The organism is Pseudomonas putida, assembly GCF_004357765.1.
Classification (GTDB): Bacteria; Pseudomonadota; Gammaproteobacteria; order Pseudomonadales; family Pseudomonadaceae; genus Aquipseudomonas; species Aquipseudomonas putida_U.
Genome location: NZ_SMTE01000009.1, coordinates 187,405 through 211,512 on the forward strand (window position 1 = coordinate 187,405; position 24,108 = coordinate 211,512).

General features: G+C 64.1%; 19 protein-coding genes and 2 pseudogenes. 12 read left to right on the plus strand and 9 right to left on the minus strand.

The window, feature by feature from the left end:
- Position 1: 1 nt before the first annotated feature.
- The 3 genes from E2H86_RS15355 to E2H86_RS15365 are packed head-to-tail and all read right to left on the minus strand — an operon-like array spanning position 2 to position 2,818.
- The gene (locus tag E2H86_RS15355; protein WP_133329260.1) at positions 2-796 is read right to left on the minus strand and encodes a putative hydro-lyase; all 795 of its coding nucleotides are present in this window, start codon (positions 794-796) and stop codon (positions 2-4) included.
- A gap of 8 nt (positions 797-804) precedes the next feature.
- On the minus strand, positions 805-1,563 hold the full coding sequence (locus E2H86_RS15360) for a LamB/YcsF family protein (RefSeq protein WP_133329262.1): 759 nt from the start codon (positions 1,561-1,563) through the stop codon (positions 805-807).
- A gap of 22 nt (positions 1,564-1,585) precedes the next feature.
- Entirely contained in the window at positions 1,586-2,818 is a 1,233-nt protein-coding gene (locus E2H86_RS15365) for an NRAMP family divalent metal transporter (RefSeq protein ID WP_133329264.1), read from the minus strand.
- Between the two features lie 252 nt (positions 2,819-3,070).
- Between E2H86_RS15365 and E2H86_RS15370 the strand changes: the two genes are divergently transcribed.
- The 6 genes and pseudogenes from E2H86_RS15370 to E2H86_RS15390 all read left to right on the plus strand — a co-directional run bounded on the left by E2H86_RS15370 (position 3,071) and on the right by E2H86_RS15390 (position 9,662).
- The gene (locus E2H86_RS15370) at positions 3,071-3,736 is read left to right on the plus strand and encodes a GntR family transcriptional regulator (protein WP_133329266.1); all 666 of its coding nucleotides are present in this window, start codon (positions 3,071-3,073) and stop codon (positions 3,734-3,736) included.
- A gap of 307 nt (positions 3,737-4,043) precedes the next feature.
- Positions 4,044-4,751, plus strand: a pseudogene (locus E2H86_RS26820) (cache domain-containing protein); the annotation flags it as partial.
- Positions 4,752-5,114: 363 nt separating this feature from the next.
- A pseudogene (locus E2H86_RS26825) lies at positions 5,115-5,609 on the plus strand (methyl-accepting chemotaxis protein); the annotation flags it as partial.
- Between the two features lie 190 nt (positions 5,610-5,799).
- Positions 5,800-6,549 (plus strand): gluconate 2-dehydrogenase subunit 3 family protein, encoded by a 750-nt coding sequence (locus tag E2H86_RS15380; protein ID WP_133329270.1) that lies wholly within the window; start codon positions 5,800-5,802, stop codon positions 6,547-6,549.
- A 2-nt stretch (positions 6,550-6,551) separates the two neighbouring features.
- A complete protein-coding gene (locus E2H86_RS15385) occupies positions 6,552-8,327 on the plus strand; it encodes a GMC family oxidoreductase (RefSeq protein WP_133329272.1) in 1,776 nt (591 codons plus the stop codon).
- Positions 8,328-8,339: 12 nt separating this feature from the next.
- Positions 8,340-9,662: a cytochrome c gene (locus E2H86_RS15390; protein ID WP_133329274.1), complete on the plus strand. Its 1,323-nt coding sequence runs from the start codon at positions 8,340-8,342 to the stop codon at positions 9,660-9,662.
- A 59-nt stretch (positions 9,663-9,721) separates the two neighbouring features.
- On the opposite strand, the gene E2H86_RS15395 is transcribed toward E2H86_RS15390, so the two are convergent.
- The gene (locus E2H86_RS15395) at positions 9,722-10,417 is read right to left on the minus strand and encodes a type 1 glutamine amidotransferase domain-containing protein (protein ID WP_133329276.1); all 696 of its coding nucleotides are present in this window, start codon (positions 10,415-10,417) and stop codon (positions 9,722-9,724) included.
- Positions 10,418-10,682: 265 nt separating this feature from the next.
- Here E2H86_RS15395 and E2H86_RS15400 point away from each other — a divergent pair, with 265 nt between their 5' ends.
- On the plus strand, positions 10,683-11,498 hold the full coding sequence (locus E2H86_RS15400) for a substrate-binding periplasmic protein (RefSeq protein WP_133329278.1): 816 nt from the start codon (positions 10,683-10,685) through the stop codon (positions 11,496-11,498).
- On the plus strand, positions 11,495-12,094 hold the full coding sequence (locus E2H86_RS15405) for a dimethylsulfonioproprionate lyase family protein (protein ID WP_165976079.1): 600 nt from the start codon (positions 11,495-11,497) through the stop codon (positions 12,092-12,094). The genes E2H86_RS15400 and E2H86_RS15405 overlap by 4 nt, the downstream gene beginning before the upstream one ends.
- On the opposite strand, the gene E2H86_RS15410 is transcribed toward E2H86_RS15405, so the two are convergent.
- Positions 12,078-12,692 (minus strand): nucleotidyltransferase family protein, encoded by a 615-nt coding sequence (locus tag E2H86_RS15410; RefSeq protein WP_133329282.1) that lies wholly within the window; start codon positions 12,690-12,692, stop codon positions 12,078-12,080. The genes E2H86_RS15405 and E2H86_RS15410 overlap by 17 nt on opposite strands.
- Positions 12,693-12,775: 83 nt before the next feature.
- Between E2H86_RS15410 and E2H86_RS15415 the strand changes: the two genes are divergently transcribed.
- Genes E2H86_RS15415 through E2H86_RS15425 form a run of 3 tightly spaced genes read left to right on the plus strand, consistent with a single transcriptional unit; the run spans position 12,776 to position 16,472 of the window.
- Positions 12,776-13,282 (plus strand): (2Fe-2S)-binding protein, encoded by a 507-nt coding sequence (locus tag E2H86_RS15415; protein ID WP_133329462.1) that lies wholly within the window; start codon positions 12,776-12,778, stop codon positions 13,280-13,282.
- Positions 13,279-14,268 (plus strand): FAD binding domain-containing protein, encoded by a 990-nt coding sequence (locus E2H86_RS15420; protein ID WP_133329284.1) that lies wholly within the window; start codon positions 13,279-13,281, stop codon positions 14,266-14,268. The genes E2H86_RS15415 and E2H86_RS15420 overlap by 4 nt, the downstream gene beginning before the upstream one ends.
- Entirely contained in the window at positions 14,265-16,472 is a 2,208-nt protein-coding gene (locus tag E2H86_RS15425) for a xanthine dehydrogenase family protein molybdopterin-binding subunit (protein WP_133329286.1), read from the plus strand. The genes E2H86_RS15420 and E2H86_RS15425 overlap by 4 nt, the downstream gene beginning before the upstream one ends.
- On the opposite strand, the gene E2H86_RS15430 is transcribed toward E2H86_RS15425, so the two are convergent.
- From E2H86_RS15430 to E2H86_RS15445, 4 genes are read right to left on the minus strand one after another with little or no spacing between them, the layout of a single operon-like run.
- On the minus strand, positions 16,469-17,491 hold the full coding sequence (locus E2H86_RS15430; RefSeq protein ID WP_133329288.1) for an XdhC family protein: 1,023 nt from the start codon (positions 17,489-17,491) through the stop codon (positions 16,469-16,471). The two genes, E2H86_RS15425 and E2H86_RS15430, sit on opposite strands and share 4 nt — an antisense overlap.
- A gap of 55 nt (positions 17,492-17,546) precedes the next feature.
- Positions 17,547-18,887: a c-type cytochrome gene (locus E2H86_RS15435; protein WP_133329290.1), complete on the minus strand. Its 1,341-nt coding sequence runs from the start codon at positions 18,885-18,887 to the stop codon at positions 17,547-17,549.
- An 18-nt stretch (positions 18,888-18,905) separates the two neighbouring features.
- Complete coding sequence (locus E2H86_RS15440; protein ID WP_133329292.1) at positions 18,906-21,152, minus strand: xanthine dehydrogenase family protein molybdopterin-binding subunit; 2,247 nt, start codon at positions 21,150-21,152, stop codon at positions 18,906-18,908.
- Entirely contained in the window at positions 21,152-21,607 is a 456-nt protein-coding gene (locus E2H86_RS15445) for a (2Fe-2S)-binding protein (protein ID WP_133329294.1), read from the minus strand. The genes E2H86_RS15440 and E2H86_RS15445 overlap by 1 nt, the downstream gene beginning before the upstream one ends.
- A gap of 257 nt (positions 21,608-21,864) precedes the next feature.
- Between E2H86_RS15445 and E2H86_RS15450 the strand changes: the two genes are divergently transcribed.
- Positions 21,865-24,054 carry an OsmC domain/YcaO domain-containing protein gene (locus tag E2H86_RS15450; protein WP_133329296.1) on the plus strand — a complete coding sequence of 730 codons (2,190 nt, stop codon included), beginning with the start codon at positions 21,865-21,867 and terminating at the stop codon, positions 24,052-24,054.
- The last annotated feature ends 54 nt before the right edge of the window (positions 24,055-24,108 follow it).

Genomic DNA, 24,108 nt, shown 5'->3' on the forward strand with positions numbered 1-24,108 from the left:
CCTATACGTGGTAATGGCTGTCGGGGACGTCGGTGATGAACATGTGGCCTGGCGCGTGAGAGATCGCGAACGGCACCTTCGATGCCATGACCACCGCCTGGGGAGTGACGCCGCACGCCCAGAACACCGGGATCTCCCCCGGTTTGATGGTCACCGCGTCGCCGAAGTCGGGTCGGGCGATGTCGGCGATACCGAGCAGGCCGGGCTCACCGACATGCACCGGCGCGCCGTGTACGCCGGGGTAGCGACCGGTAATCTTTGCCGCGTCGGCTACCCGGTCGGCCGCTATCGGGCGCATCGATACCACCATGTCGCCTTGCAGGCGGCCGGCCGGGCGGCAGGCGCGGTTGGTGCGGTACATCGGCACGTTGCAGCCCTCGCTGATGTGGCGCACATCGATGCCGGCTTCGAGCAAGTCATGCTCGAAAGTGAAGCTGCAACCGATCAGGAAACTGACCAGGTCGTCATGCTCGGCCCACAACTGGCGAGCATCGCTGACTTCTCCGACCAGTGCGCCGTCACGCCAGACGCGATACAACGGCAGGTCGGTGCGCAGGTCGGCGTCAGCGGCGAGGAAGGTCGAATGATCGCCGGGTTCGGTGACATCGAGCACCGGGCAGGCTTGCGGGTTGCGTTGGGCGAAGAGCAGGAAGTCGTAGGCCCACTCACGTGGCAGGCAGATCATGTTGCACTGGGTCAGGCCGGGCGCATGGCCGGCGGTGGGCGAGACCAGGCCGTCACGGTAACGGGCGCGTGCGGCTACGGCGGCCTTGCGGGCTTGCTCGAATGGATTCATGGACGGCCTCAGGAAAACGCGCGGAGGGTGGTACCGGCTTTGAGCAGGCATTGCTTGACGCAGCGGGCGATATCGACGGCGTCAGGGCTGTCCCCGTGCACGCAGATCGAGTCGGCTTGCAGGCGGATGACCTGGCCGTCCTCGGCCTCGATCTCGCCATCGCGCACCAGGCGCAACATGCGCTGGGCGATCAGCTCGGCATCGTGCAGCACGGCGCCGGGGCGCCCCCTCGCAACCAGGGTGCCCTGGGCGGTGTAGGCGCGGTCGGCGAAAGCCTCGGCGACGCACGCCAGGCCCGCTTCGGTGGCCCAGCCGATCAACGGCGAGTTGGCCAGGCATACCAGCTTGAGCTGCGGATCCAGGCGCAGCACCGCCTGGATCACTGCCGCCGCCTGAACCGGGTCGGCGGCGATGGTGTTGTACAGCGCACCGTGGGGTTTGACGTAGCTGACCTGGGTGCCGACGCTGCGGGCCAGGCCTTGCAGGGCACCGATCTGGTAGATGACGTCGGCGCTCAGCTGCTCGGCGGGCACGCTCATGTTGCGCCGGCCAAAGCCGACCAGATCGGGATACGACACATGGGCGCCCACGGCCACGCCACGGGCGGCTGCAGCTTGCAGGGTACGCAGGATTCCGGCGGGATCACCGGCATGGAAACCGCAGGCGACATTGGCGCTGGTGACGATTTCGAGCATCGCGGCATCGTCGCCCATGCTCCAGGCGCCGAAGCTTTCGCCGAGGTCGCTGTTAAGGTCGATGGCAGGCATGAACAGGGTCTCCTAAGCAGTCTCAGGCTGCGTTGATGAAGGCGAAAATGGCACCGGCCGACTTGAATGCCATGTACCACGACAGCAGGCAAGTCAGCGCGCCCAGCACCAGTAACCAGCGCGGGTAGTGATAGCCACCCATCAGGTCGGAGCGGCGCCAGCCGACGTACATGAAGATGCTCAGGCCCAGCGGCAGGATCAGCCCGTTGAAGCCCCCGGCGAACACCAGCAGTGCCGCCGGCGGTTTGCCTGCTGTCAGGTATACGGCGAGCGCGACCAGAATGAAACAGACCGTGGCGCGGTGGCGGATGCGTTCGTTGATCTGCTTGGAGAATACGGTGATGAACGACATCGAGGTATAGGATGCGCCGATCACGCTGCTGATTCCCGCTGCCCAGAGCACTAGGCCGAAGGCGATCAGGCCAGCGTTGCCCGCCGCTGCGCCGAACGCCTGGGCTGCCGGGTTGGCGGCCTGGCCGGATACGTCGATCACCACACCGCTGGCGACCACGCCGAGGATCGCCAGGAACAACACGTAGCGCGCCACGCCGGTCACCAGGATTCCGGTAAGGGCGGCCTTGGAGACCACATCGATGTTTTCGATGCCCACGGTGCCCTTGTCCAGCAGCCGATGCGCGCCGGCATAGGTGATGTAGCCGCCGACGGTGCCGCCGACGATGGTGGTGATAGCAGCGAAGTCGACGAAATCAGGCCAGACCGCCTGCCGCAGTGCCTCGCCCAACGGCGGGTGGGTAGAGCAGGCGGCGAACACGATCAGGCCGACCTTCAGTGTGCCCAGCGCGATCATGATGCGGTCCATGGCAATGCCGGCGCGGTGCGACGAGAAGATCGCGATGGCCACCATGGCACTCAGCGCGCCTCCCCATCTGGGGTCGAGCCCGGTCAGGGCGTTGAGACCCAGCCCTGCGCCGGCGATGTTGCCCAGACCGAACACCAGGCCACCGAAAATCACCAGGACCGCCAGCACGTAGCCGCTGCCGGGAATGGCGGCGTTGGCCAGGTCCGAGGCGCGCATGCGGGTGAGGCTGACAATGCGCCAGACGTTCAACTGCACAACGAAGTCGATCAAGATCGAGGCCAGGATACCGAAGGCGAACGCAGCGCCGAGCGTGGCGGTGAAGGTGGCGGTCTGGGTGAGGAAACCCGGGCCGATAGCGGAGGTCGCCATCATGAATATCGCGGCTATCAGGGACGATCGACGGGCCTTGCTGAACGCTAGAGCGGTCTGTGTCACGGCGGCATTCCTATAATGAGGGATAACCTGGCCGAGCAATCTCCATGCCATATGCCTTTTATAGTGCTCAATTTGCTGATCTATATCGGCTACATTGTTCAACAATCCTGTTAAGGTGAGTGATCATTGTGCACCAGATTGTTACACTTCGACTCAGACCTGCTACCGGATGAAGCACGTCCAGGCTTTGTGCCTTGCCAGGTAACGAGCTCTCGGGGAATATCCGTCTGATCTCCTTATTCTGGACTGCCCATGAACGACGCTTCTTCCTCACTCCCTCGTACGCTGGGGGAGTCGATCACTCAGGAAATCCGCCGCATGCTGGTCGAGGGCGAACTGGCTCCGGGGCAACGGCTGTCCGAAGCGGCGCTGGCCGAAACCTTGCAGATTTCCCGTAACACATTGCGCGAGGCGTTTCGCGTGTTGACTCGGGAGGGCTTGCTCAAGCACGAACCCAACCGAGGCGTGACCGTGGCCGAACCGGACATGGCCTCGATCATCGACATCTACCGTGTGCGGCGTTTCATCGAATGCAAGGCCATCGCCCAGGGGTTTCCGCTGCACCCCGGTACAGTGCACATGCGCGAGGCGGTCGAAGCCGGCATGCAAGCGCGTGAAGCCAAGGACTGGGTCGGGGTGGGCACAGCCAACATGCTGTTCCATCGGGCGGTCGTCGAACTGGCCGACAGCCCGCGGTTGCTGGTGTTCTATGGCCAGATATCGGCAGAGCTGCGGCTGGCGTTCGGGGTGCTCAACGACCCTGAATTCCTGCACCTGCCTTATCTGGACATGAATGCAGCGATCTTGCGCTGTGTCGAGGAAGGGCGGGCGGAGGAGGCCATGCGCATGTTGGAAAACTATCTGGTGCAGTCTGAGCGCATCGTCCTGGCGGCATATGAGCGGCGGATGTTGCGCTGATGGCGCATGCCTGGAGAGGTGCGATGTCGGTGGAACCGAGCGCCCCAACGCACATCTCCGGTGAACCGCTCACACACCCATGCTGAATCGATTTTCCAAAAAATTGACGTCAAAATGCCATCAAAAGCTTTCAAGATGTGTCACCTCCGGCCGATAGGACATATCCACACAGCCTGGAGGTGATCTGTCCATGAAGCTTACAGTCAAGAGCAAGTTGCTCTGTCTAGCCATCGTCCCCGCATTGCTCTTCGCCCTGATTCTAAGCGGCGTCGCTTCGTGGATGTTGCAGCGCAGTGCGACGACAGAAATGCGGGAAGGACGCGAAAAACTGGTGGAGCGCAACCGCCAGGTATTGAAGAACTACGTGGACGTGGCTCTGACCACCATCCAGCCGCTGCACGAGGCTTCCGCCCCAGGCGATCTGCAGGCCCGCGACAAGGCGCTGGCGCTGCTCAAACCGGTCAAGTTCGGTGAAGAGGGCTACTTCTTCGGCTACGACACCAAGGGTGTGCGGGTCTTCCGCGGCGATAGCCCGGCGGGCATCGGCACGAGCTTCTGGAACAAGCGCGATCCCGATGGCTCCTACCACTACCAGACCTTCGTCGAGGTAGCCAAGAACGGCACCCACTACATCGACTACCAGGCGCCAAAGCCGGGCGATGAGACGGTGCTCGTGCCTAAGCTCGGTTATACCGTGTACCTGCCGAAATGGGACCTGGTACTGGGCAGTGCGATCAACATGGACGACATCGATGCGGCCATGGCCCTGGAGCAGGCGGCGGTCGACAAGCGCACCCGCAGCATTCTGATCAGCGTTTTCGTGGTGACCCTGGTGCTGCTGCTGGCCACCGCCGCAGTGGGGGCCTGGCTCGCCAACAGCATCGTGCGCCCCCTGCGCGTGCTCAAGAGCAACCTCGACGATATCGCGGCCGGCGACGGCGACCTGACCCACCGTCTGGCTATCACCAGCCGCGACGAACTGGGTGACCTGGCCGCCTCGTTCAACCGCTTCGTCGAAAAGATCCATGGCATGGTGCGTCAGATTGCACAGATGACCACCGACCTTGCCGGCCTGGTGGAGCAGGCGACCCAGCAGACGATGCGTTCCGAACAAGCCATGCAGCGTCAGCGCGAGGAAACCGACCAGGTCGCCACGGCTATCCACGAGATGTCCGCCGCCGCCCAGGAGGTCGCGCGCAGCGCCCAACGTGCCGCCGAGGCCGCTTCGGAAACCGACCAGCAAGGTCAGGCAGCACGCAAGGTGGTGGGGTCGAGCATCAGCGGCATGAGCTCGCTGGTCGAGGACATCCAGCTCAGCGGTACCAGCCTCGATAGCCTGCAGCAGGACGTGCGTTCGATCGTGTCGGTACTGGACGTGATTCGCTCGATTGCCGAGCAGACCAACCTGCTGGCCCTCAACGCTGCCATCGAAGCCGCCCGTGCCGGCGAGGCCGGCCGAGGTTTCGCCGTGGTCGCCGACGAGGTGCGCGCCCTGGCCAGCCGAACCCAGCAGAGCACTCAGGAAATCCAGGGCATGATCACTCGCCTGGAAACCGGCACCCATGCCTCGGTCGAAGCCATGCGCCGCTCCACCGAAGCCGGGCAGGGGGCCAATGAGCAGACCAACGCGGTCGGCGCTTCACTGGATTCGATTTCCGGCCTGATCGCCACCATCAATGCGATGAACGCACAGATCGCCAGCGCCGCCGAAGAACAGACCTCGGTGGCCGAGGAGATCAACCGCAGCGTGCACCAGATCGCCGGTGCCGTGGAAAATCTTGCCGAAGAAACCGAACAGAGCGCCAGCACCATGCGCGATGTTTCGACCCTCGGTGGCAACCTCAGCGCCTTGGTGCGGCAGTTCAAGATCTGAAGAAACGTTTAAGCGGCCCGCGGCAGTGGTCGCCGGCAGCGATAGCTGGTTTAGTGACGACTGATTGCTTAGCTAGGTAATGATTAGCTGCCGATCAAATCGCGCGGTGCCGAGGAGGGCGCTGCCCGACTCATGAAGAGAAACATAAGAAAAATCGCACTCCCGTGTTCAGCCCAAGGAGTAAAGCAAGATGCTTGATGACGATACATCGCCCGCACGGCGTGACTTCCTGCGTAAGTCGTTGACGCTGATCCCCGTGGTCACCCTGGCCAGTGCCGGCGTTCCTGCCAGCACCTTCGCCCAGACCCCGGCCAGCGACGCTGCGGCCAAGCCGCAAGCGGCTCCCGTAGCAGCGGCCGGAGGCTACCAGCCGACCTTTTTCACAGCTGAGGAATGGGCCTTTCTGATCGCCGCGTGCGATCGGTTGATCCCATCCGATCATGTCGGGCCGGGTGCCGTGGAACTGGGCGTCCCCGAATTCCTCGATCGGCATATGCAAACCCCCTATGCCAACGGCGCGATCTGGTACATGCAAGGCCCCTTCCTCGAAGCAGCCCCTGAGTTCGGTTACCAGGGCCGGTTGAACCTGCGCGAGATCCTGCGGATCGGCATCAAGGCATTCGACGGCCACTGCCGTCAGGCATTTGCCGGCAAGGTGTTCGCCGAACTGTCCCATGCCCAGCAGGAAGACCTGCTCAAAGCCGCCGAGGGCGGCAAGCTGGCGCTGGAAGACATCTCCTCGAAGCTGTTCTTCGGCAGCTTGCTGGCTGAAGTGCGCAACGGTTACTTCGCCGACCCTTCCCATGGCGGCAACAAGAACATGGGGGCCTGGAAGATGATCGGCTACCCCGGCATGCGTGCCGACTACATGGATTGGGTCACGGTGCGTGACAAGCCGTATCCGTTACCACCCGTGGACCTGGCCGGACGGAGGGGCTGAACATGGCGAATGCAAAACCGAAAGTGGACGCCGTCATCGTCGGCATGGGCTGGACCGGGGCGATCCTGGCCAAGGAACTGACCGACGCTGGACTGCACGTGGTGGTGCTCGAGCGCGGTGCCGACCGCGACACCCAGCCGGATTTCGCCTATCCCAAGGTGGTCGATGAGCTGGAAGGGTCGGTCCACCGCCGCTACCTGCAAAGCCTCTCCCAGGAAACCGTCACCGCACGCCACAACCCCGGTGCCACGGCCGTGCCGTACCGGCAGATCGGTTCGTTCAAACCGGGTACGGGGGTCGGGGGCGCGGGCAGTCACTGGTCGGGCTGCCACTTCCGCGCGCTACCCGAAGACTTCAAACTGCGCAGCAACGTCGAGCAGCGCTACGGCGCCAAGTTCATTCCCTCGGACATGAGCATCCAGGACTTCCCGATCACCTACGAAGACCTCGAGCCGCATTTCGATCACTTCGAGCACGTCTGTGGGACATCCGGCAAGGCCGGTATCATCAAGGGCGTCCGCCAGCCAGGCGGCAACCCGTTCGAGGGCTCGCGTTCACGCGAGTTTCCACTGGGTCCCAACCCCAATTATCTGGGCGCCGAGATGTTCTACAAGGGCGCCCGCGAGATGGGCTGGGATCCATACCCGATCCCGGCATCCAATGCGTCGGGCCCTTACGTCAACCCCTATGGCTGCCAGATGGGGCCGTGCAATGCCTGCGGTTTCTGCAGCGACTACGGCTGCCTGAACTACTCCAAGGCCAGCCCCAACATCAGCATCCTGCCGGTGCTGCGTCAGCGCAAGAACTTCGAGCTGCGCACCCACGCCCAAGTGCTCAAGGTGAACCTCGACAGCGATGGCAAGAAGGCCACCGGCGTGACCTACCTCGATGCTCAGGGCCGCGAAGTCGAACAGCAGGCCGACTTGGTGCTGCTGTGCGCATTCTCGCTGTACAACGTGCACCTGATGCTGTTGTCCGGCATCGGTAAGCCCTACGATCCGCAGACCGGCGAAGGCACGGTCGGACGCAACTACTCCTACCAGAACCTCAACCGGGTGGTGCTGTTCTTCGACAAGGACGTCCAGGCCAACCAGTTCATGGGCATCGGTGGTGCCGGGACGACCATGGACAATCTCAACGGCAACCAGCTCGACAATGCTCGCGCCGGCTTTGTCGGTGGCGGCATCATCTGGGCCCGTCAGCCGGGGGCCGGACCCGTGCGCGGGATCAACGTGCCGCCGGGCACGCCGAACTGGGGCACGGCCTGGAAGCAGGCGGCCAGCGATGCGTTCCGTCACTCGTTCTACTTCGAAGTACAGGGTGCCTGCATGTCGTACAAGCAGCACTACCTCAGCCTCGACCCGACCTACAAGGACGCCTTCGGCCGGCCTCTGCTGCGCATGACCTTCGACTGGCACGACAACGAGGTCAAAGCCTCGCAGTTCCTGGTCGGCAAAGCACAGGAGATGTCCAGGATACTCAACCCGACAGCGCTTTCCGGCGACGCGAAGAAGCCCGGCGAGCACTACAACATCACCAAGTACCAGAGCACGCACACCTGCGGCGGGGCGATCATGGGCAGCGATCCGAAGACCTCGGCGTTGAACCGTTACCTGCAGTCCTGGGATGTGCATAACGTGTTCGCCATCGGTGCCAACGCCTTCCCGCAGAACAATGGCTACAACCCGACCGGCATGGTCGGTGCGCTGGCCTACTGGTCGGCCAAGGCGATTCGCGAACAGTACCTGAAAAACCCTGGCCCGCTGGTCCAGGCCTGAGGAGAGATGACCATGAAGAAGTTTCTCCTGCGCTTGCTTGGCCCGGCGCTGCTGCTGTTCGTCGCTGTTCTGGCCTATGCCTTGTGGCCGACCAAGACCGCGCCGCTCGCGCCGATCGCCAGCGTCGACCAGGCACTGATCGACAAGGGCCGTTACTTGGCCGATGCCGGGGACTGCACCGCCTGCCATACCAGCAAGGACGGCAAGCCGTTCGCCGGTGGCCTGGCGATCGCCTCGCCGATCGGCACCCTGTACAGCACCAACATCACACCGGACAAGGACACCGGTATCGGCAACTACTCGCTGGACGCGTTCGACCGGGCCTTGCGCCACGGTATCGCCGCCAACGGCGACAGCCTGTATCCGGCCATGCCGTATCCGGCCTATGCCCGGATCAGCGATGACGACGTGCGGGCGTTGTATGCCTACTTCATGCAAGGAGTGGCACCGGTCAAGGCGGACAACCGTGGCAACGACGTAGCCTGGCCGCTGTCGATGCGCTGGCCGTTGGCGATCTGGCGCAAGCTGTTCGCCCCGGCACCAGAAGCCGTGGCCTTCGACGCCGGTCGCTACCCGAATGCCCAGGTCGCCCGCGGTGCCTATCTGGTACAAGGCCTGGGTCACTGCGGCAGTTGCCATACCCCAAGGGCGGCTACCCTGCAGGAAAAGGCCTTGGACGAATCGGGTGAGACGTTCCTTGCCGGTGGCCCGGTGATCGACGGCTGGCTGGCGGTGAACCTGCGTGGCAATCCGGCCGATGGCCTGGGGGCATGGAGCGCCGAGGATATCGTCGCGACCTTGCGCAGCGCACGCAGCCCCACCCATGCGGTACTCGGCGGGGCCATGGGCGATGTAGTGGTGCACAGCACCCAGCATCTGGCTGACGATGACCTGCAGGCCATCGCTGCCTACCTCAAGACCCTGCCGGCTAGCGCCAATCCGGTGTCGTCGTTCAAGGCCGATCCGGCAACTGCCAAGGCCTTGCAGTCCGGTCAGGAAAGCGGGCGTGGCGCGCAGTTGTACGTCGATAACTGCGCCGCCTGCCACCGTACCGATGGCCTGGGCTATGCGCGGGTGTTCCCGAAGATCGCCGGCAATTCCTCGGTGCTGTCTGCCGACCCGGTGTCGATGATCCGCTTGGTCCTGCACGGCAGCAAGCTACCGGCTACCGCCAGCGCGCCGTCGCAGCTGGGCATGCCCGGCTTCGCCTGGCGCATGAGCGACGAGGAGGTGGCGCAGTTGCTCACCTTCGTCCGTAGCAGCTGGGGCAACCAGGCCCCACAGGTGACTGCGGCCGACGTCGCCGGCGTCCGTGCGACCCTGGCAAGCGAGTAATTTTCCCGGTCAGCCCGTGGCCGGCGCCTGTGCAATGCAGGTGCCGGCGCACGGGGCGCTCAGGCGCCGTGCTTACCTTCGAGGCGCTTGAGAAGCGCCTCGGCCACGGCTTTCGAGGATGCCGGGTTCTGACCGGTGATCAGGTGCTCATCCACGACCACGTAGCTCTGCCAGTCCGCTGCTTTGGAATACTCGCCGCCGTTGCTCACCAACATGTCCTCGACCAAGAAGGGCACGACCTGGGTCAACCCGACCGCGTCTTCCTCGGTGTTGCTGAAGCCGGTGACTCGTTTGCCCTTGACCACAGGATGGCCGTCGGGTGCCTTGACGTGCTTCAACACCCCGGGGGCGTGGCACACCGTGGCAACCGGTTTGTTGGCGGCGTAGAAGGCTTCGATGAGGATTCGCGAGTCCTTGTCCTCGGCCAGGTCCCAAAGCGGTCCGTGACCGCCTGGATAGAACACCGCGTCGAAGTCGTACGGATCGATTGCACCCAACGGCACGGTATCGGCCAGTGCCATCTGGCCCTCGGTGTCGCTGGCAAATCGGCGCGTGTCATCGGTTTGCGCATCCGGCTCGTCGCTCTTGGGATCCAGCGGTGGCTGGCCGCCCTTGGGCGAGGCGAGGGTGACATCGGCCCGGGCGTCGAGAAACACGTAGTAGGGGGCGGCGAATTCTTCCAGCCAGAAACCGGTCGTCTTACCGGTGTCGCCTAGTTGATCGTGGGATGTCAGGACCATCAGGATCTTCTTCATGTACGCCATCCTCCAGCAAGGTTGACGCAGCGCGCCGCTCGCACTGCGTAAGGGGTGAGAGGGTGTAACGGATCGAGAGGTTCAGTGGCGTACCAGCAGGTCATACGCCAGATAGCTGCTAGAGTCTAATACCAGCGGTTCGCGGACAGGTTGAAGGAGACAACATGAATTCGATTCGTTCCACTCTCTACGCCCATGCCGCCTCCACGCTCACCAGGCAAGCCCCGTCGCTGATCTGAACCGGTTGTCAGTACGGAGTCTGCACATGTCAGGACGCGGTAATCTTCGCAGGTTTGGCCTGCTCCTGGCCCTGTGCCTGGCGCCTGCAGCGGTGTGGGCCCAGGATACCTGCCGACAACTGACCGCCACCGGCAACCCCGAATATCCCCCTTATCTGTGGCGTGACCCAGAGGACCCGCAGCGTCTGATCGGTGCCAATGCCGATCTGCTCAGGCAGGTGGGTGCATCACTCGGCCTGGAAGTGAAGGTGATCTACGCAGGTCCTTGGTCACGCGCCCAGGAGGAAGTGCGCACTGGCCATATCGATCTGTTGGCCGGCTACTTCATCACTCAGGCCCGTGAGCAGACGATGAACTTCATCCGCCCGCCGTTTCTGTCGACCCCAAGCGTGGTATGGGTACGCCAGGATTCGTCCTTGCGTTTTCAAGGATGGGATGACCTCAAAGGCCACAAAGGCGGAACCCTGGTCAACAACAGCCATGGCCAGCAATTCGACGATTACGCCAAGGCCAACCTGACCCTCGAGGCGGTGCCCACCGCCCGTCAGGCATTCGAGAAACTGCTGCTCAGGCGCAGTGAGTACGTAGTCTACGAGCAGTACCCGGGCATGGCCTTGGCGCGCATGCTTGGCATCGACCAGCGCCTCAAGGTGCTTGAGCCAGCGGTGTCGAGCGAAGGGCTTTACCTCGCGTTGTCCCGTGCATCACCGTGTAACCAGGCGCAGTTGCGCCAGCAGCTTGCAGAGCAGATGAAAGAGGTCGTTGCCGGGCCATTGCCACAGCAACTGTTGGAGCTGAATCTGCAACGCTGGCAACAGCAGATGACAGGAGAGGCAAAGTGAGCTTGGTAGACCCGTTCTGCGCAGTGACGCACTTCGTCGCTGAACTCGACCGCTGGCTGAGGGCGCGAGGCGCCAGCGGATTGGACGCTGAGCACCTAGAGGCGGCCCCAGGTACATCTGGCGCCGAGGTGCCAGCGTCGGTCCAGGCGTGGTTTGCCGAGACCTCGGTACGCGCTTTGGCTACCCTGCCGGCATTGGCGGGTGTGGTGGCGGCGCTGGCCGATCTGGTGCCCAGTCTCGACTGGTACAAGCGGCCCAGCGATGGCTCGGACGCTGTCTTCGACGACGGCCACTTCAATGCCATCGTCGTCGGCGATGCAGGGCTGGCGTCCATGGGACAGGTTTTGATCGGCGTCTCGCTGATGGCACGGGGTGTCAGCTACCCCGTGCATCGGCATCCACCGGACGAGTGTTACCTGGTGCTGTCTCCCGGAGAGTGGTGGCGTGAGGATGACGGCTGGTGGACACCGGGTATCGGCAATCTGGTGTACAACGCCGGCAACCAGCTGCACGCCATGCGCGCCGGTGCCGAATCCCATCTGTCGGTGTGGGTGCTACAGGGGCAGGGCGCAGCCGGTTTCAGCCCGGGAAGCTGATACCGGCGCTCAGGTCCGCTGGCGTGTCGATATCCAGCAGCACCCCGGGATCGTCCACCTCGACACGGATGCAGGCCGGCGCATTGGCCTGAATCACCTGACGCCCCCCCTCATCGCCTTTCACCTGCTCCAGGGCTGCCCAGAATGCCCGGCCAAATATGACCGGGTGCCCGCGTTGACCCTGGTAAACCGGCATCACAATGCGCTCGGCATGGGCTCTGGCGCAGAGCGAGCGCAAGGTCGCTTGGGCGATCCACGGCATATCGCCCAGCAGCACGGCTGCCGCCTGGGCCGATGAATCCTGCAACGCCGCGATCCCCGCAGCCAGACTGGCGGAAAGTCCGACATTGGCCTGCCGCGCGCGAATCACTCTCACGCGTGGATCGATGTTCATCGCCTGATGGTCATCGTCGGGGCGCAATACCAAGGTGACGACGTCGAAATGCTCCAGCGCGAGCGCCAGCGTCGCACTGAGGACGGTCTGGCCGCCAGGTAGGTGCGCCTGGCGCTTGTCGCTGCCGAAACGCTTGCCTTGGCCTGCGGCCAGCACCAGTGCTTGGCAGAGGCAGGCGTGAGTGGTCAATTGCTTTGAACGCATCTGGGAGCCTTTGGGTCGGACCTGAAAAAGCAGCATCAGCTGCACACCAGCATACCGACCGTGAGGCAAACGTGATGAGCGAAATGACAGATTCCCGCGCAGGCCTGCCGATTGGCCTGACGATCAACGGTCAGCCCAGGCAGTTGACCGTGGCGCCCTGGACGACCCTGCTCGACCTGCTCCGCGAGCAACTGGACCTGGTGGGTACCAAGAAAGGCTGCGACCATGGCCAGTGTGGCGCCTGCACGGTGTTGCGCAATGGCACGCGAATCAACGCCTGCCTGACCTTGGCCGTGATGTGCGACGGCGACCAGGTGACCACCATCGAGGGGCTGGCCACGGACGAGGGGCTGCATCCCTTGCAGCAGGCGTTCATCGATCATGATGCCTTCCAGTGCGGATACTGCACGCCGGGTCAGATCTGCTCGGCTCTGGGGCTGGCCCACGAGGGCAGGGCACATTCGCCTGAGCAATTGCGCGAGGCCATGAGCGGCAACCTGTGCCGTTGTGGTGCCTATGGCAACATCCTGGCTGCCGTGGAGCAGGCGCTGCCGCTGATCCACCGTGACAACGGAGGGTCGCGCCCATGACCCCCTTCGCCTACTGCAAACCCGCCAGCATCGAGCAGGCCGTGCGCCAGGCCGGACCACAGTCGCGCTATATCGCCGGTGGCACCAACCTGCTCGACCTGATGAAAGAGAACATCGCCAACCCGCAGACCCTCATCGACATCACCGGTCTGCCGCTACGGGAGGTGAGCGAGACTGCTGAGGGCGGCGTGCGCATCGGCGCCTTGGTCAGCAATGCCGAGCTGGCCTGGCATCCGCTGATCGAAAGTCGCTACCCGCTCCTGGCTCAGGCAATTCTGGCGGGGGCCTCGCCGCAGTTGCGCAACATGGCCAGCACCGGAGGCAACCTGTTGCAGCGCACCCGCTGCCAGTATTTCTACGATGTGGCCAGCCCCTGCAACAAGCGCCTGCCCGGCAGCGGTTGTCCGGCACGCGTCGGGCTCAATCGTAACCATGCGATCCTCGGTGCCAGTGCCCACTGCGTCGCAGTCCACCCTTCTGACCTCTGCGTAGCCCTGGCGGCGCTGGAGGCCGTGGTGCATGTGCGTGGGCTCGGTGGCGAGCGGCGCGTGCCGTTCAGCGACTTCCATCGCTTGCCCGCAGAGCATCCCGAGCGCGACAACTGCCTGAGCGATGACGAACTGATCCTGGCCATCGAGTTGCCGGCGCCGCTCGTCGATGCTGGCAGCCACTACCTGAAAATCCGTGATCGCGCTTCGTATGCCTTCGCCCTGGTTTCGGTGGCCGCCGCGCTCGTGCTCGAGGGACCACGCATAGGCACTGTGCGCTTGGCGCTGGGCGGTGTGGCGCACAAGCCGTGGCGCGATCCTGCCGTGGAGCGGCGCTTCGCTGGCCAGCCGGCCACCGAGCAAACCTATGCGCAGCTGGCAGGCGCATTGCTCCAAGGTGCCGAAACACTGCCGGGCAATGCCTTCAAGGTCGCCTTGGCGACCCAGGCGATCATCCGCGCACTGACCGAGGCACAGACCCAGGGAGACGATCAATGACCCATTTCGAACCCAGCAGCGGTCTGCCGCTGAACCGCATCGACGGCCCCGCCAAGGTCACCGGGCAGGCCCGTTACGCGGCAGAGTACCCGGCCGAAGGGTTGTTGCATGGCAGCGTGGTATGCAGCAGCGTTCCTCGCGGCCAGATCCGACGGATCGATTGCAGCGCTGCCCTGGCCGTACCCGGCGTGGTCGCCGTGCTGCATCACCTTGATCGCCCACCGATGGCGGGTGACGATGCGCCCTATCAGGATGCCGATGCCGCCGAAGGCAAACCGTTCCGGCCACTGTTCAACGATCGGGTGTTGTACAGCGGTCAGCCGGTTGCCCTGGTCGTCGCGCAGAGCCTGGAGCTGGCTCGTCATGCCGCTGCACTGGTGCGTGTGGAAATCGACCCTGAGCCATTCCAGACCGATCTGCTGGCGGCCCTGGCCGACGCTCATCCCGCGCCGACCGAGCTGCCCAAGCCCCGAGGCGACTTTCAACGGGCATTCGATGCTGCCACGTTCAAGGTAGACGCTACGTACAACACCCCCAGCGAATACCACAACCCGATGGAGCCGCATGCCTCGACGGTGATCTACCAGGCCGACGGTAGTCTCCACGTGCACGACAAGACCCAGGGCACCCAGAACAGCCAAGACTACCTGCATCAGGTGTTCGCTTTGCCCAAGGATCGGGTGCGGGTGTGTGCGGCCTATGTCGGCGGTGCCTTCGGCTCCGGGCTGAGGCCACAGTATCAGTTGGCGCTGGCGACCATGGCGGCACTGAAACTGCAACGCTCGGTGCGGGTGACCTTGACCCGGCAACAGATGTTCACCTTCGGCTATCGGCCCCGCACGGTGCAGCGCCTGCAACTGGCCGCCGACGCCCAGGGGCGGTTGCAAGCCGTGCGTCATCAGGCCACCGCGCAGACCTCGCGTTTCGAGGACTTCACCGAGAATGTGGTGCAATGGAGCGGTATGCTGTACCGCTGCGAAAACGTGGCGATGGACTATCAGCTGGTGCCGCTGGATGTCTACACGCCACTGGACATGCGTGCCCCTGGTGCGGCGCTGGGACTGATCGGCCTGGAATGCGCAATGGATGAGCTGGCCGAGGCGCTGGGCATGGACCCGGTCGCACTGCGCCAGGCCAACTTCGCCGACAGCAACGGCAACGAGGGCAAGCCGTATTCCAGCAAAGCACTGCTCGACTGCTACCGGCAGGGCGCCGAGCGCTTTGGCTGGTCCAGTCGCGATGCGCTTCCAGGCAGCAGGCGCGAAGGCCACGAACGGGTAGGCTGGGGCATGGCCGGCGGGGTCTGGGAAGCGATGCAGATGAAAGCCAGTGCTAAGGCGCGGCTGGATGCCGACGGCCACCTGTGGGTCAGCAGCGCTACCACCGATATCGGCACCGGCACCTATACCGTCATGACCCAAATCGCTGCCGATGCGGCCCTGATGGCGCTCGACGATGTCACTTTCCTGCTCGGGGACAGTTCGTTGCCGACCGCGCCGCTACAGGGAGGGTCCTTCACCGTGTCCTCGGTCGGTTCTGCGGTGCGCCAAGCGTGCGAGGCGCTTCGTGGCAAATTGATCGAAGCGGCCAAGGCGCGATTCGCTGAGCTGGCCGACGAGCCTGCGCAGCAGTTCCGCGTCAGCGCAGGACAATTGCAGGTGGGCGAGCGTCGGTATGATCTCGGCGAGGTGCTGCAGGGCTTGCCCGGTGGCGCGCTCGAAGTCCAATTGCAGGCCGAACCTGGTGCCCGCCGGCAAGGGTTCTCAACGGCGACCCATTCGGCAGTGTTCGTCGAAGTGCGGGTGGATGAAGCGCTGGGCACGGTGCGCGTCAGCCGAGTGGTCAGTGCCATCGCCGCAGGCCGGGTGATCAACCCCAAGACCGCACGCAGCCAGATCCTTGGCGGGGTGGTCTGGGGCTTGAGCATGGCCCTGCAGGAGCAGAGCGAGGTCGATCATCAGCTGGGACGTCCGATGAATCACAACCTGGCCGAGTACCACATTCCGGTGAATGCGGATATCGGCGACATCGAGGTCTTGTTCGTCGACGAGCCCGACGACATCGTCAATGAACTGGGCTCCAAAGGGGTGGGAGAAATCGGCATTCTGGGCGTGGCTGCGGCCGTGGCCAATGCCGTCTTCAACGCCACCGGCAAGCGCTTGCGCGACTTCCCGATCACCCTGGACAAGGTGCTGGCCGGCTAGGCGGCCGGCACCTGTGCCTCCCGCGCTCGTTTGGCCGCTGACACACTGATCTCACCGGGCAGGGCGATGTGGTTCTTCGCCGCCAGGATCTGCGCCATGACGCTGACGGCGATTTCCGGCGGCGTCTTGCTGCCGATGTAGATGCCGATGGGGCCATGCAGGCGTGCCAGCGAGGCCTCGGTTTCGCCGAAATGTTCGATCAACCGTTCGCGGCGCAACTGGCTGTTGCGCCGCGAACCAATGGCGCCGATGTAGAACGCCGGGCTGTGCAGTGCTTCGAGCAATGCCAGGTCATCGAGCTTGGGATCGTGACTGAGGCCGACGATGCAGGTGCGCAGGTCCGGGGCGAAGTCGCGCACGACATCGTCCGGCATGCCAACGATGGTTTCCACCCCAGCCACGCTCCAGCCGCTCATGTATTCGGGGCGGGGGTCGCACACCGATACCCTGAAGCCATTGAACAGTGCCATGGTCGCCAGGTACTCGGCCAACGCGCCGGCGCCGATCAGCAACATGCGATATCCCGGGCCCAGGGTGTTGACCATCCGCTGGCCATCGAAGTCGAACTGGGCAGGGGCATCGCTGCTGGCGAGGCTGGCGACGCCGGTCTCCAGATCGAGTCGGCGCTGCACCAGGTGCCCGGCGTCCAGGCATTGCAGCAGTTGGTCGAGGCTTTGCCAGCAGGGATCGAATTCCAGCACCAGGGCCAGGGTACCTCCGCAGGGCAGGCCGAAGCGGTGCGCTTCGTCGGCGCTGACGCCGTAGCGCACCACCTGGGGCAAACCGCTTTGCATGCCAGGGCCCGCATAGGCGCTGGTGTAACGGTGAATCAGGTCGTCCTCGATGCAGCCGCCGGAAACACTGCCAACCACCCGGCCATCGCCGCGCAGGGCCATCATCGAGCCCACCGGTCGGGGCGAGGAGCCCCAGGTGCGGGCGACGGTGGCGAGCAGCACACGTTCCCCGGCCTGGCGCCAATCACGGGCGGTGCGCAATACCAGCAGGTCGATACTTTCCATGGTCGCGTGTATACCTCTGTCGATCAGGTCATCTGCAGGTTGGCCTGGGCTCAATTCATCGCATGTGCAGAATGATCGGGCTGCTGCTGGCCGGGTCGGTATGCCCGCGTAGCTTGCCGACCGCCTGGGCATCGACCGCAGCGCCATGGTTGCCCCAGGCGCTGCGCACGTAGCTCAATACCTGGGCGATGTCCTGATCGGACAACTGCTCGCGGAATGCCGGCATGCGGTAGGCGTCGGGCCTGCCCGCAGCGACCACCCGTTGCGAACCATTGAGGGTGATGTTGATTGCCGAGGCATCTTCCTTGGCCAGGGCCGAGGTCGCCCCAGCCAGCGGCGGCATCCACGGCGCCTGGCCCTTGCCGTCCATGCCGTGGCATGAGGCGCAGCGGGTGGCGTAGGTGTGGGCGCCAGGCGCTTGCAGGCTTGCCGCGGAAGCCTGGTACTGCCAGGGTGTACCGTCGCGCCCGGGGTCGCCAGGCAGCGACTTGAGGTAGTGGGCGATGGCGGCCAGGTCCTGATCGTTCATGAACTGGGTGGAGTTGTTGAAGGCCTCGGTCATCGAACCGAACACCACCGCGTGGCGGTTGCGCCCGGTTTTGAGGAACTGGGCGATTTCATCCTCGCTCCAGCGACCCAGCCCGGTGTTGTGATCGTTGCGCAGGCTCGGCGCATACCAGCCGTCGAGCAGGGCGCCGGCCAGGAAGGCATCGCCACCTTCATCCAGGGCTTTCTCGTTGAATGCCAGGCCGCGCGGGGTATGGCAACTGCCGCAGTGACCGGGACCCTGGACGATATAGGCGCCACGGTTCCACTGTGGGTCCTGGTCGGACTTCTGCGCGTAGGGCGTGTCGGCGGCGAACAGGCCATTCCACAGCGCGATCGGCCAACGCAGGTTCAGTGGCCAGGGAATGCCGCTGGGAAGGTTCGCCTGTTCGGCCGGTTGCACGCTTTGCATGAAGAACGCATATAGCGCCCGCACATCGTCATCGCTGAGCTTGGCATAAGAGGGGTAGGGCATGGCCGGGTACAGCCGTCGGCCTCCGGGTGCCACGCCTTGGCGCACGGCCCGGTCGAAGTCGGCCAGGCTGTAGGCACCGATGCCGGTGGCCTTGTCCGGCGTGATGTTGGTGGCATGGATGGCGCCCAAAGGCGTCGCCATCTCCAGGCCGCCGGCGAACGGCTTGCCATCGGGCAGGCTGTGGCAGGCCACGCAATCGCTCAGGCGCGCCACGTACTCGCCACGGCTGACCAGCGCCGGGTCGGCGCCTGCGGCGGACTGGCCGGCGAACGGCGAGGCTGGCTCACGGGTGACATACCAGGCCAGCAGGCCGGCAGCGACCAGGCAGGGCAAGGCCAGCCAGGCAGCGGTTGTTGCCAATCGACTCTTGGGCATGGGGCGTTCCTTGTCCGGTCAGCTGAAGGTATGGCGGCTCAGTGGCAGGCTGCGTACGCGCTGGCCAGTCAGCTGCGCCACGGCATTGGCTACCGCCGGGGCCACCGCTGGCAGCGGCGGCTCGCCGATGCCGCCCATCTTCGCGCCGCTCTCGACGATGCGCACATGCACCCGTGCCATGCGCGAAGGCGGCAGGATCGGGTACAGGTCGTAGTTGCGTGCGCGTGGCTTGCCGTCGACATACACCGCTTCTTCGACCAGCGTCTGCGACAGGCCCAGGGCTACCGCACCGTTGACCTGGTGCTCGATGATCGCCGGGTTGACGATACTGCCGGGGTCGATGGCCTGCCAGATATCGTGCACCTTGACCTGGCCGTTTTCGATCGACACTTCGGCGATCACCGCCGCTTCCGAGCCGAACGGCGAGGCCATTGCGATGCCGCGGGCGCGTTTGGAGCCATCTTCTGCCGTGAAGGGGCCGCGCTTCCAGCCACCGGACAATTCGACCACCGCGTTGAGCAGATTGGTCAGGCGCTGATTGTCGCGCAGCAGATGCCGGCGCAGCTCCAACGGATCCTTGCCGCCTTTGTCCGCCAGTTCATCGAGGAACGACTCGTAGAAGAAGTCGTTCAACGAGTTGCCCACCGAACGCCAGTAGCCAAGCATGACCGGGCCTTTCACATAGATCTGGGCGATGCGTTTGTTGGCGATGGCGTAGGACTTGCCCGATAGCCCTTCGATCGCGGTCGGGTCGATCTTGTCGCCCTGCTTGCCGGCCAAGGCCTCGGTAGGGCCTTCGGTCGCACTCACCGCTTCGATGGCCAGGGGCAGACCTTCGCCATCCAGGGCAGCGCGGAACTTGACCACGGCCACCGGACGCAATGCATCGCGCAGGAATTCCTCCTCGCGGCTCCAGATCAGTTTCACCGGGCGCCCGACGGCCTTGGCCAGGGCGATGGCCTGAGGATACGGGTTGGCTGAATCGTAGAGGAAATGGCGCCCGAAGAAGCCGCCGAGCAAGGGTGAGTGCAAGTGGATACGGGCCGGGTCGAGCCCGGTGCGCTTGGCGATATCGTCACGGAACATGTCCGGCGCCTGGTTGGGCAGCCACACCTCCAGCGAGCCGTCCGGGTTGAAGCGGGCCAGCGCGGAAGGTGGCTCAAGCTGTGCGTGGTTGAGGTACTGATTGTGATAGGTGGCTTCGAGCGTGGTCTTGGCGCCGGCCAGGGCCTTGGCGACGTCGCCTTCGGTCTCGTCGTCGCGAGCCGGTCCTTGGGCGGCGGCCAGGTGCTCTAGCCAACCATCGCTGGAAAAGTCCGCGGGCATCGCGCGCAGTTGGCTGTCGCTACCCGGTTCCTGCCAGTCGACTTGCAAGGCCTCGACCGCACGTTTGGCGTGCCACCAGCGCGGGGCGACCACCGCCACCGCACCCGGCAGACGATGCACCGAGTGCACTCCCGGCATGGCCTTGACCTGGTCCTCGTTGCGCAGTTTACCGACCGTCATGCCCAGGCGCGGAGCATGCTGCACGGCGGCATGCAGCATGTCTGGCAGGGTGATGTCGATGCAGTACACGGCCTTGCCGGTGGACTTGTCGTAGGCGTCCAGGCGGCGCACCGGCTTGCCGATCCAGCGGAACTGGCTGGGGTCGCGCAGCTTTACGCTTGCAGGGTCCGGTACCGGCAGATCCATGGCCCGTCCGGCCAGTTCGCCATAGCTAAGGGAACGGCCCGAAGCAACGTGCAGCACCTTGCCAGGTTCGCTGGACAACTCGCCGACCGGTACGCCCCACTGCTCGGCCGCAGCCTGCAGGAGCATGGCCCGGGCCAAGGCGCCGAGGCGGCGCATGGTCGGGTAGCTCATGCGCACGGACATGCTGCCACCGGTGATGCGCATGCCATTTTCCATCACCACGTAGGCTTCCCCTGGCGGCGCACTGTCCACAACGAAGTTGGCCGGGTCGACGTCCAGTTCCTCGCCGACGATCTGCGCCATGGCCGTAAACGGCCCCTGACCGCCTTCCATGAAGGGGCTGAGCAGGCGTACCGTGCCTTCCGGGCGAATCTCCAGGAAGGCCGGCACCTGGGTGCCGCGCTCGGCGCTGGCCGTTGCCGCCTGGACCCTGGCCGAGCCCAGTGGCAGGCCGAAGCCCAGCACCAGGGCACCGACTGCAGTCCCGGCCAGGAAGCGCCGGCGCGACAGGTTGACGGTTTCGCCCAATTGCAGCTTGAGCAGGTCTGCGGGAGTATCGAGGGGCGAGTTCATCAGGCCTTCTCCCCTTCAGCCAAATCATGCATGGCGGCATGAATGGCGTTGTAGGTGCCGCAGCGGCACAGGTTGACCATCGCCGCATCGATCTGCTCGGCGCTGGGCTTGGCGTTGTGCTTGAGCAGTGCAGTGGCTGCCATCACCTGGCCCGACTGGCAATAGCCGCATTGCGCCACCTGATGCTCGACCCACGCAGCGACCACCCGCTTACCGACCGCGTCGTCCTCGATCGCTTCGATGGTGGTCACTTCACGGCCGACCACGCCGGCTACCGGGGTCACGCAGGCGCGTACCACATTGCCGTCCACCAGCACCGAACAGGCGCCGCACTGAGCCAGTCCGCAGCCGTATTTGGTGCCGGTCAGCCCGAGGTCGTCACGGATCACCCACAACAGCGGAGTGTCGGCCTCGGCCTCGACCTGATAGGTCTTCTGGTTGATACGTAGTTCCATGGCTCACCTGCTGATCATCGGTTGATGGCGTTTGCAATCGGCAGGGGAATACGTCGTTCCCCAATCTGGAAAAATTAGCACAGCGATACGACCGGCTGTCCGGTCAGCGCGACAGGTTCGGAGGATCGGGCAAGCAATCCGGCGGAATGCGCAAGCCCATCACCGGGGGCTTGGCGGGTAAACAGGACTTCCCAGGCAAAAACCCGGATAATGCCGGCCAATTTCGTTTTGCACGCTTAACTCACGGTAATCCCCGCATGGAAATCAAGGTCAATTTTCTCGACAACCTCCGGCTCGAAGCCAAGTTCGACGATTTCACGGTGATCGCCGATCAGCCCATTCGCTACAAGGGCGACGGCTCGGCCCCGGGTCCGTTCGACTACTTCCTGGCTTCCTCGGCTCTGTGCGCGGCCTACTTCGTCAAGCTGTACTGCCAGACCCGGGGCATCCCCACCGAGAACATCCGGCTCTCGCAGAACAACATCGTCGACCCGGAAAACCGCTACAACCAGATCTTCAAGATCCAGGTCGAGTTGCCCGAGGACATCTCCGAGAAGGATCGCCAGGGCATTCTGCGTTCGATCGATCGCTGCACGGTGAAAAAGGTCGTGCAGACAGGCCCAGAGTTCGTCATCGAGCAGGTCGACAACCTCGATGCCGACGCCCAGGGCTTGCTGATGCCGGTAGCTGACAGCACCACCTACATTCCGGGCAAGGACCTGCCGCTGGAGCAGACCATCGCCAACATGTCGGGCCTGCTTGCGGGGCTTGGGATGAAGATCGAGATCGCCTCGTGGCGCAATATCGTGCCCAACGTCTGGTCATTGCACGTGCGCGATGCGCAGTCGCCGATGTGCTTCACCAATGGCAAGGGCAGCACCAAGGAGGCCGCGCTGGCTTCGGCATTGGGCGAGTTCATCGAGCGGCTGAACTGCAATTTCTTCTACAACGACCAGTTCTGGGGCGAGGACATCGCCAACGCCGATTTCGTCCACTATCCCAACGAGCGCTGGTTCAAACCGGGTGCCAGGAACGCGCTGCCGGTGGAGATCCTCGACCCCTACACTCTCGAGATCTACAACCCGGACGGCGAGTTGCGTGGCTCGCACCTGTACGATACCAACTCGGGCAACACGGCCCGCGGCATCTGTTCGTTGCCGTTCGTGCGCCAGTCGGACGGCGAGGTGGTGTACTTCCCGTCCAACCTGATCGAGAACCTGTTCCTGAGCAACGGCATGAGCGCCGGCAATACCTTGGCTGAGGCGCAGGTGCAGTGCCTGTCGGAAATCTTCGAACGGGCCGTCAAGCGCGAAATCCTCGAAGGTGAACTGGCCTTGCCGGATGTACCCCAGGAGGTGCTGGCCAAGTACCCCGGCATTCTGGCTGGCATCCAGGGGCTGGAGGAGCAGGGCTTCCCAGTGCTGGTCAAGGACGCATCGCTGGGCGGCGAGTTCCCGGTGATGTGCGTGACCCTGATGAACCCCCGCACCGGGGGCGTTTTCGCATCGTTCGGCGCCCACCCAAGCTTCGAAGTCGCGCTTGAACGCAGCCTCACCGAGTTGCTCCAGGGTCGCAGCTTCGAGGGCTTGAACGATTTGCCGCAGCCGACCTTCGAGAGTCACGCGCTGACCGAGCCAAACAACTTCGTCGAACACTTCATCGATTCCAGCGGCGTGGTGTCGTGGCGATTCTTCAGTGCCAAGGCCGATTTCGAGTTCGTCGAGTGGGACTTCTCGGGCCATGGCGAGGACTCCAACGTCCAGGAAGCGGCAACCTTGTTCGGCATTCTCGAGGACATGGGCAAGGAAGTGTACATGGCGGTGTACGACGACCTCGGAGCCAACGCCTGCCGTATCCTGGTGCCGGGCTACTCGGAAATCTACCCGGTCGAGGACCTGATCTGGGACAACACCAACCGCGCCCTGGATTTCCGAGCGGACATCCTCAACCTGCACAGCCTCGACAGCCGCAGCCTGAAGCTGCTGCTCAAGCGACTGGACAACTGCGATGTGGATGACTACACCACCATCACCACGCTGATCGGGGTCGAGTTCGACGAAAACACGGTGTGGGGGCAACTCACCCTGCTGGAGCTCAAGCTACTGATCTGCCTGGCTGTGCAGCGCCTGGAGGAAGCCAAGGAACTGGTCGAGGCGTTCCTGCAGTTCAATGACAATACCGTCGAGCGCGGGCTGTTCTATCAGGCCTTGAACGTGGTGCTGGAAGTGGTGCTGGACGACGAGCTGGAGATGGACGACTACGAGACCAATTTCCGGCGCATGTTCGGCGATGTGCGCATGGATGCGGCGCTGGGCTCGGTGGACGGCAGTGTCCGTTTCTACGGCTTGACCCCGACCAGCATGAAGCTCGAAGGCCTCGACCGCCACCTGCGCCTGATCGAGAGCTACAAGAAACTGCACGCGGCACGGGCCAAGGCCGTGCGATAAACCTGGCGAGCACCGGCAAAGCCGGTGCCGTACCCCAAGGTGCTTGCGCGCTTC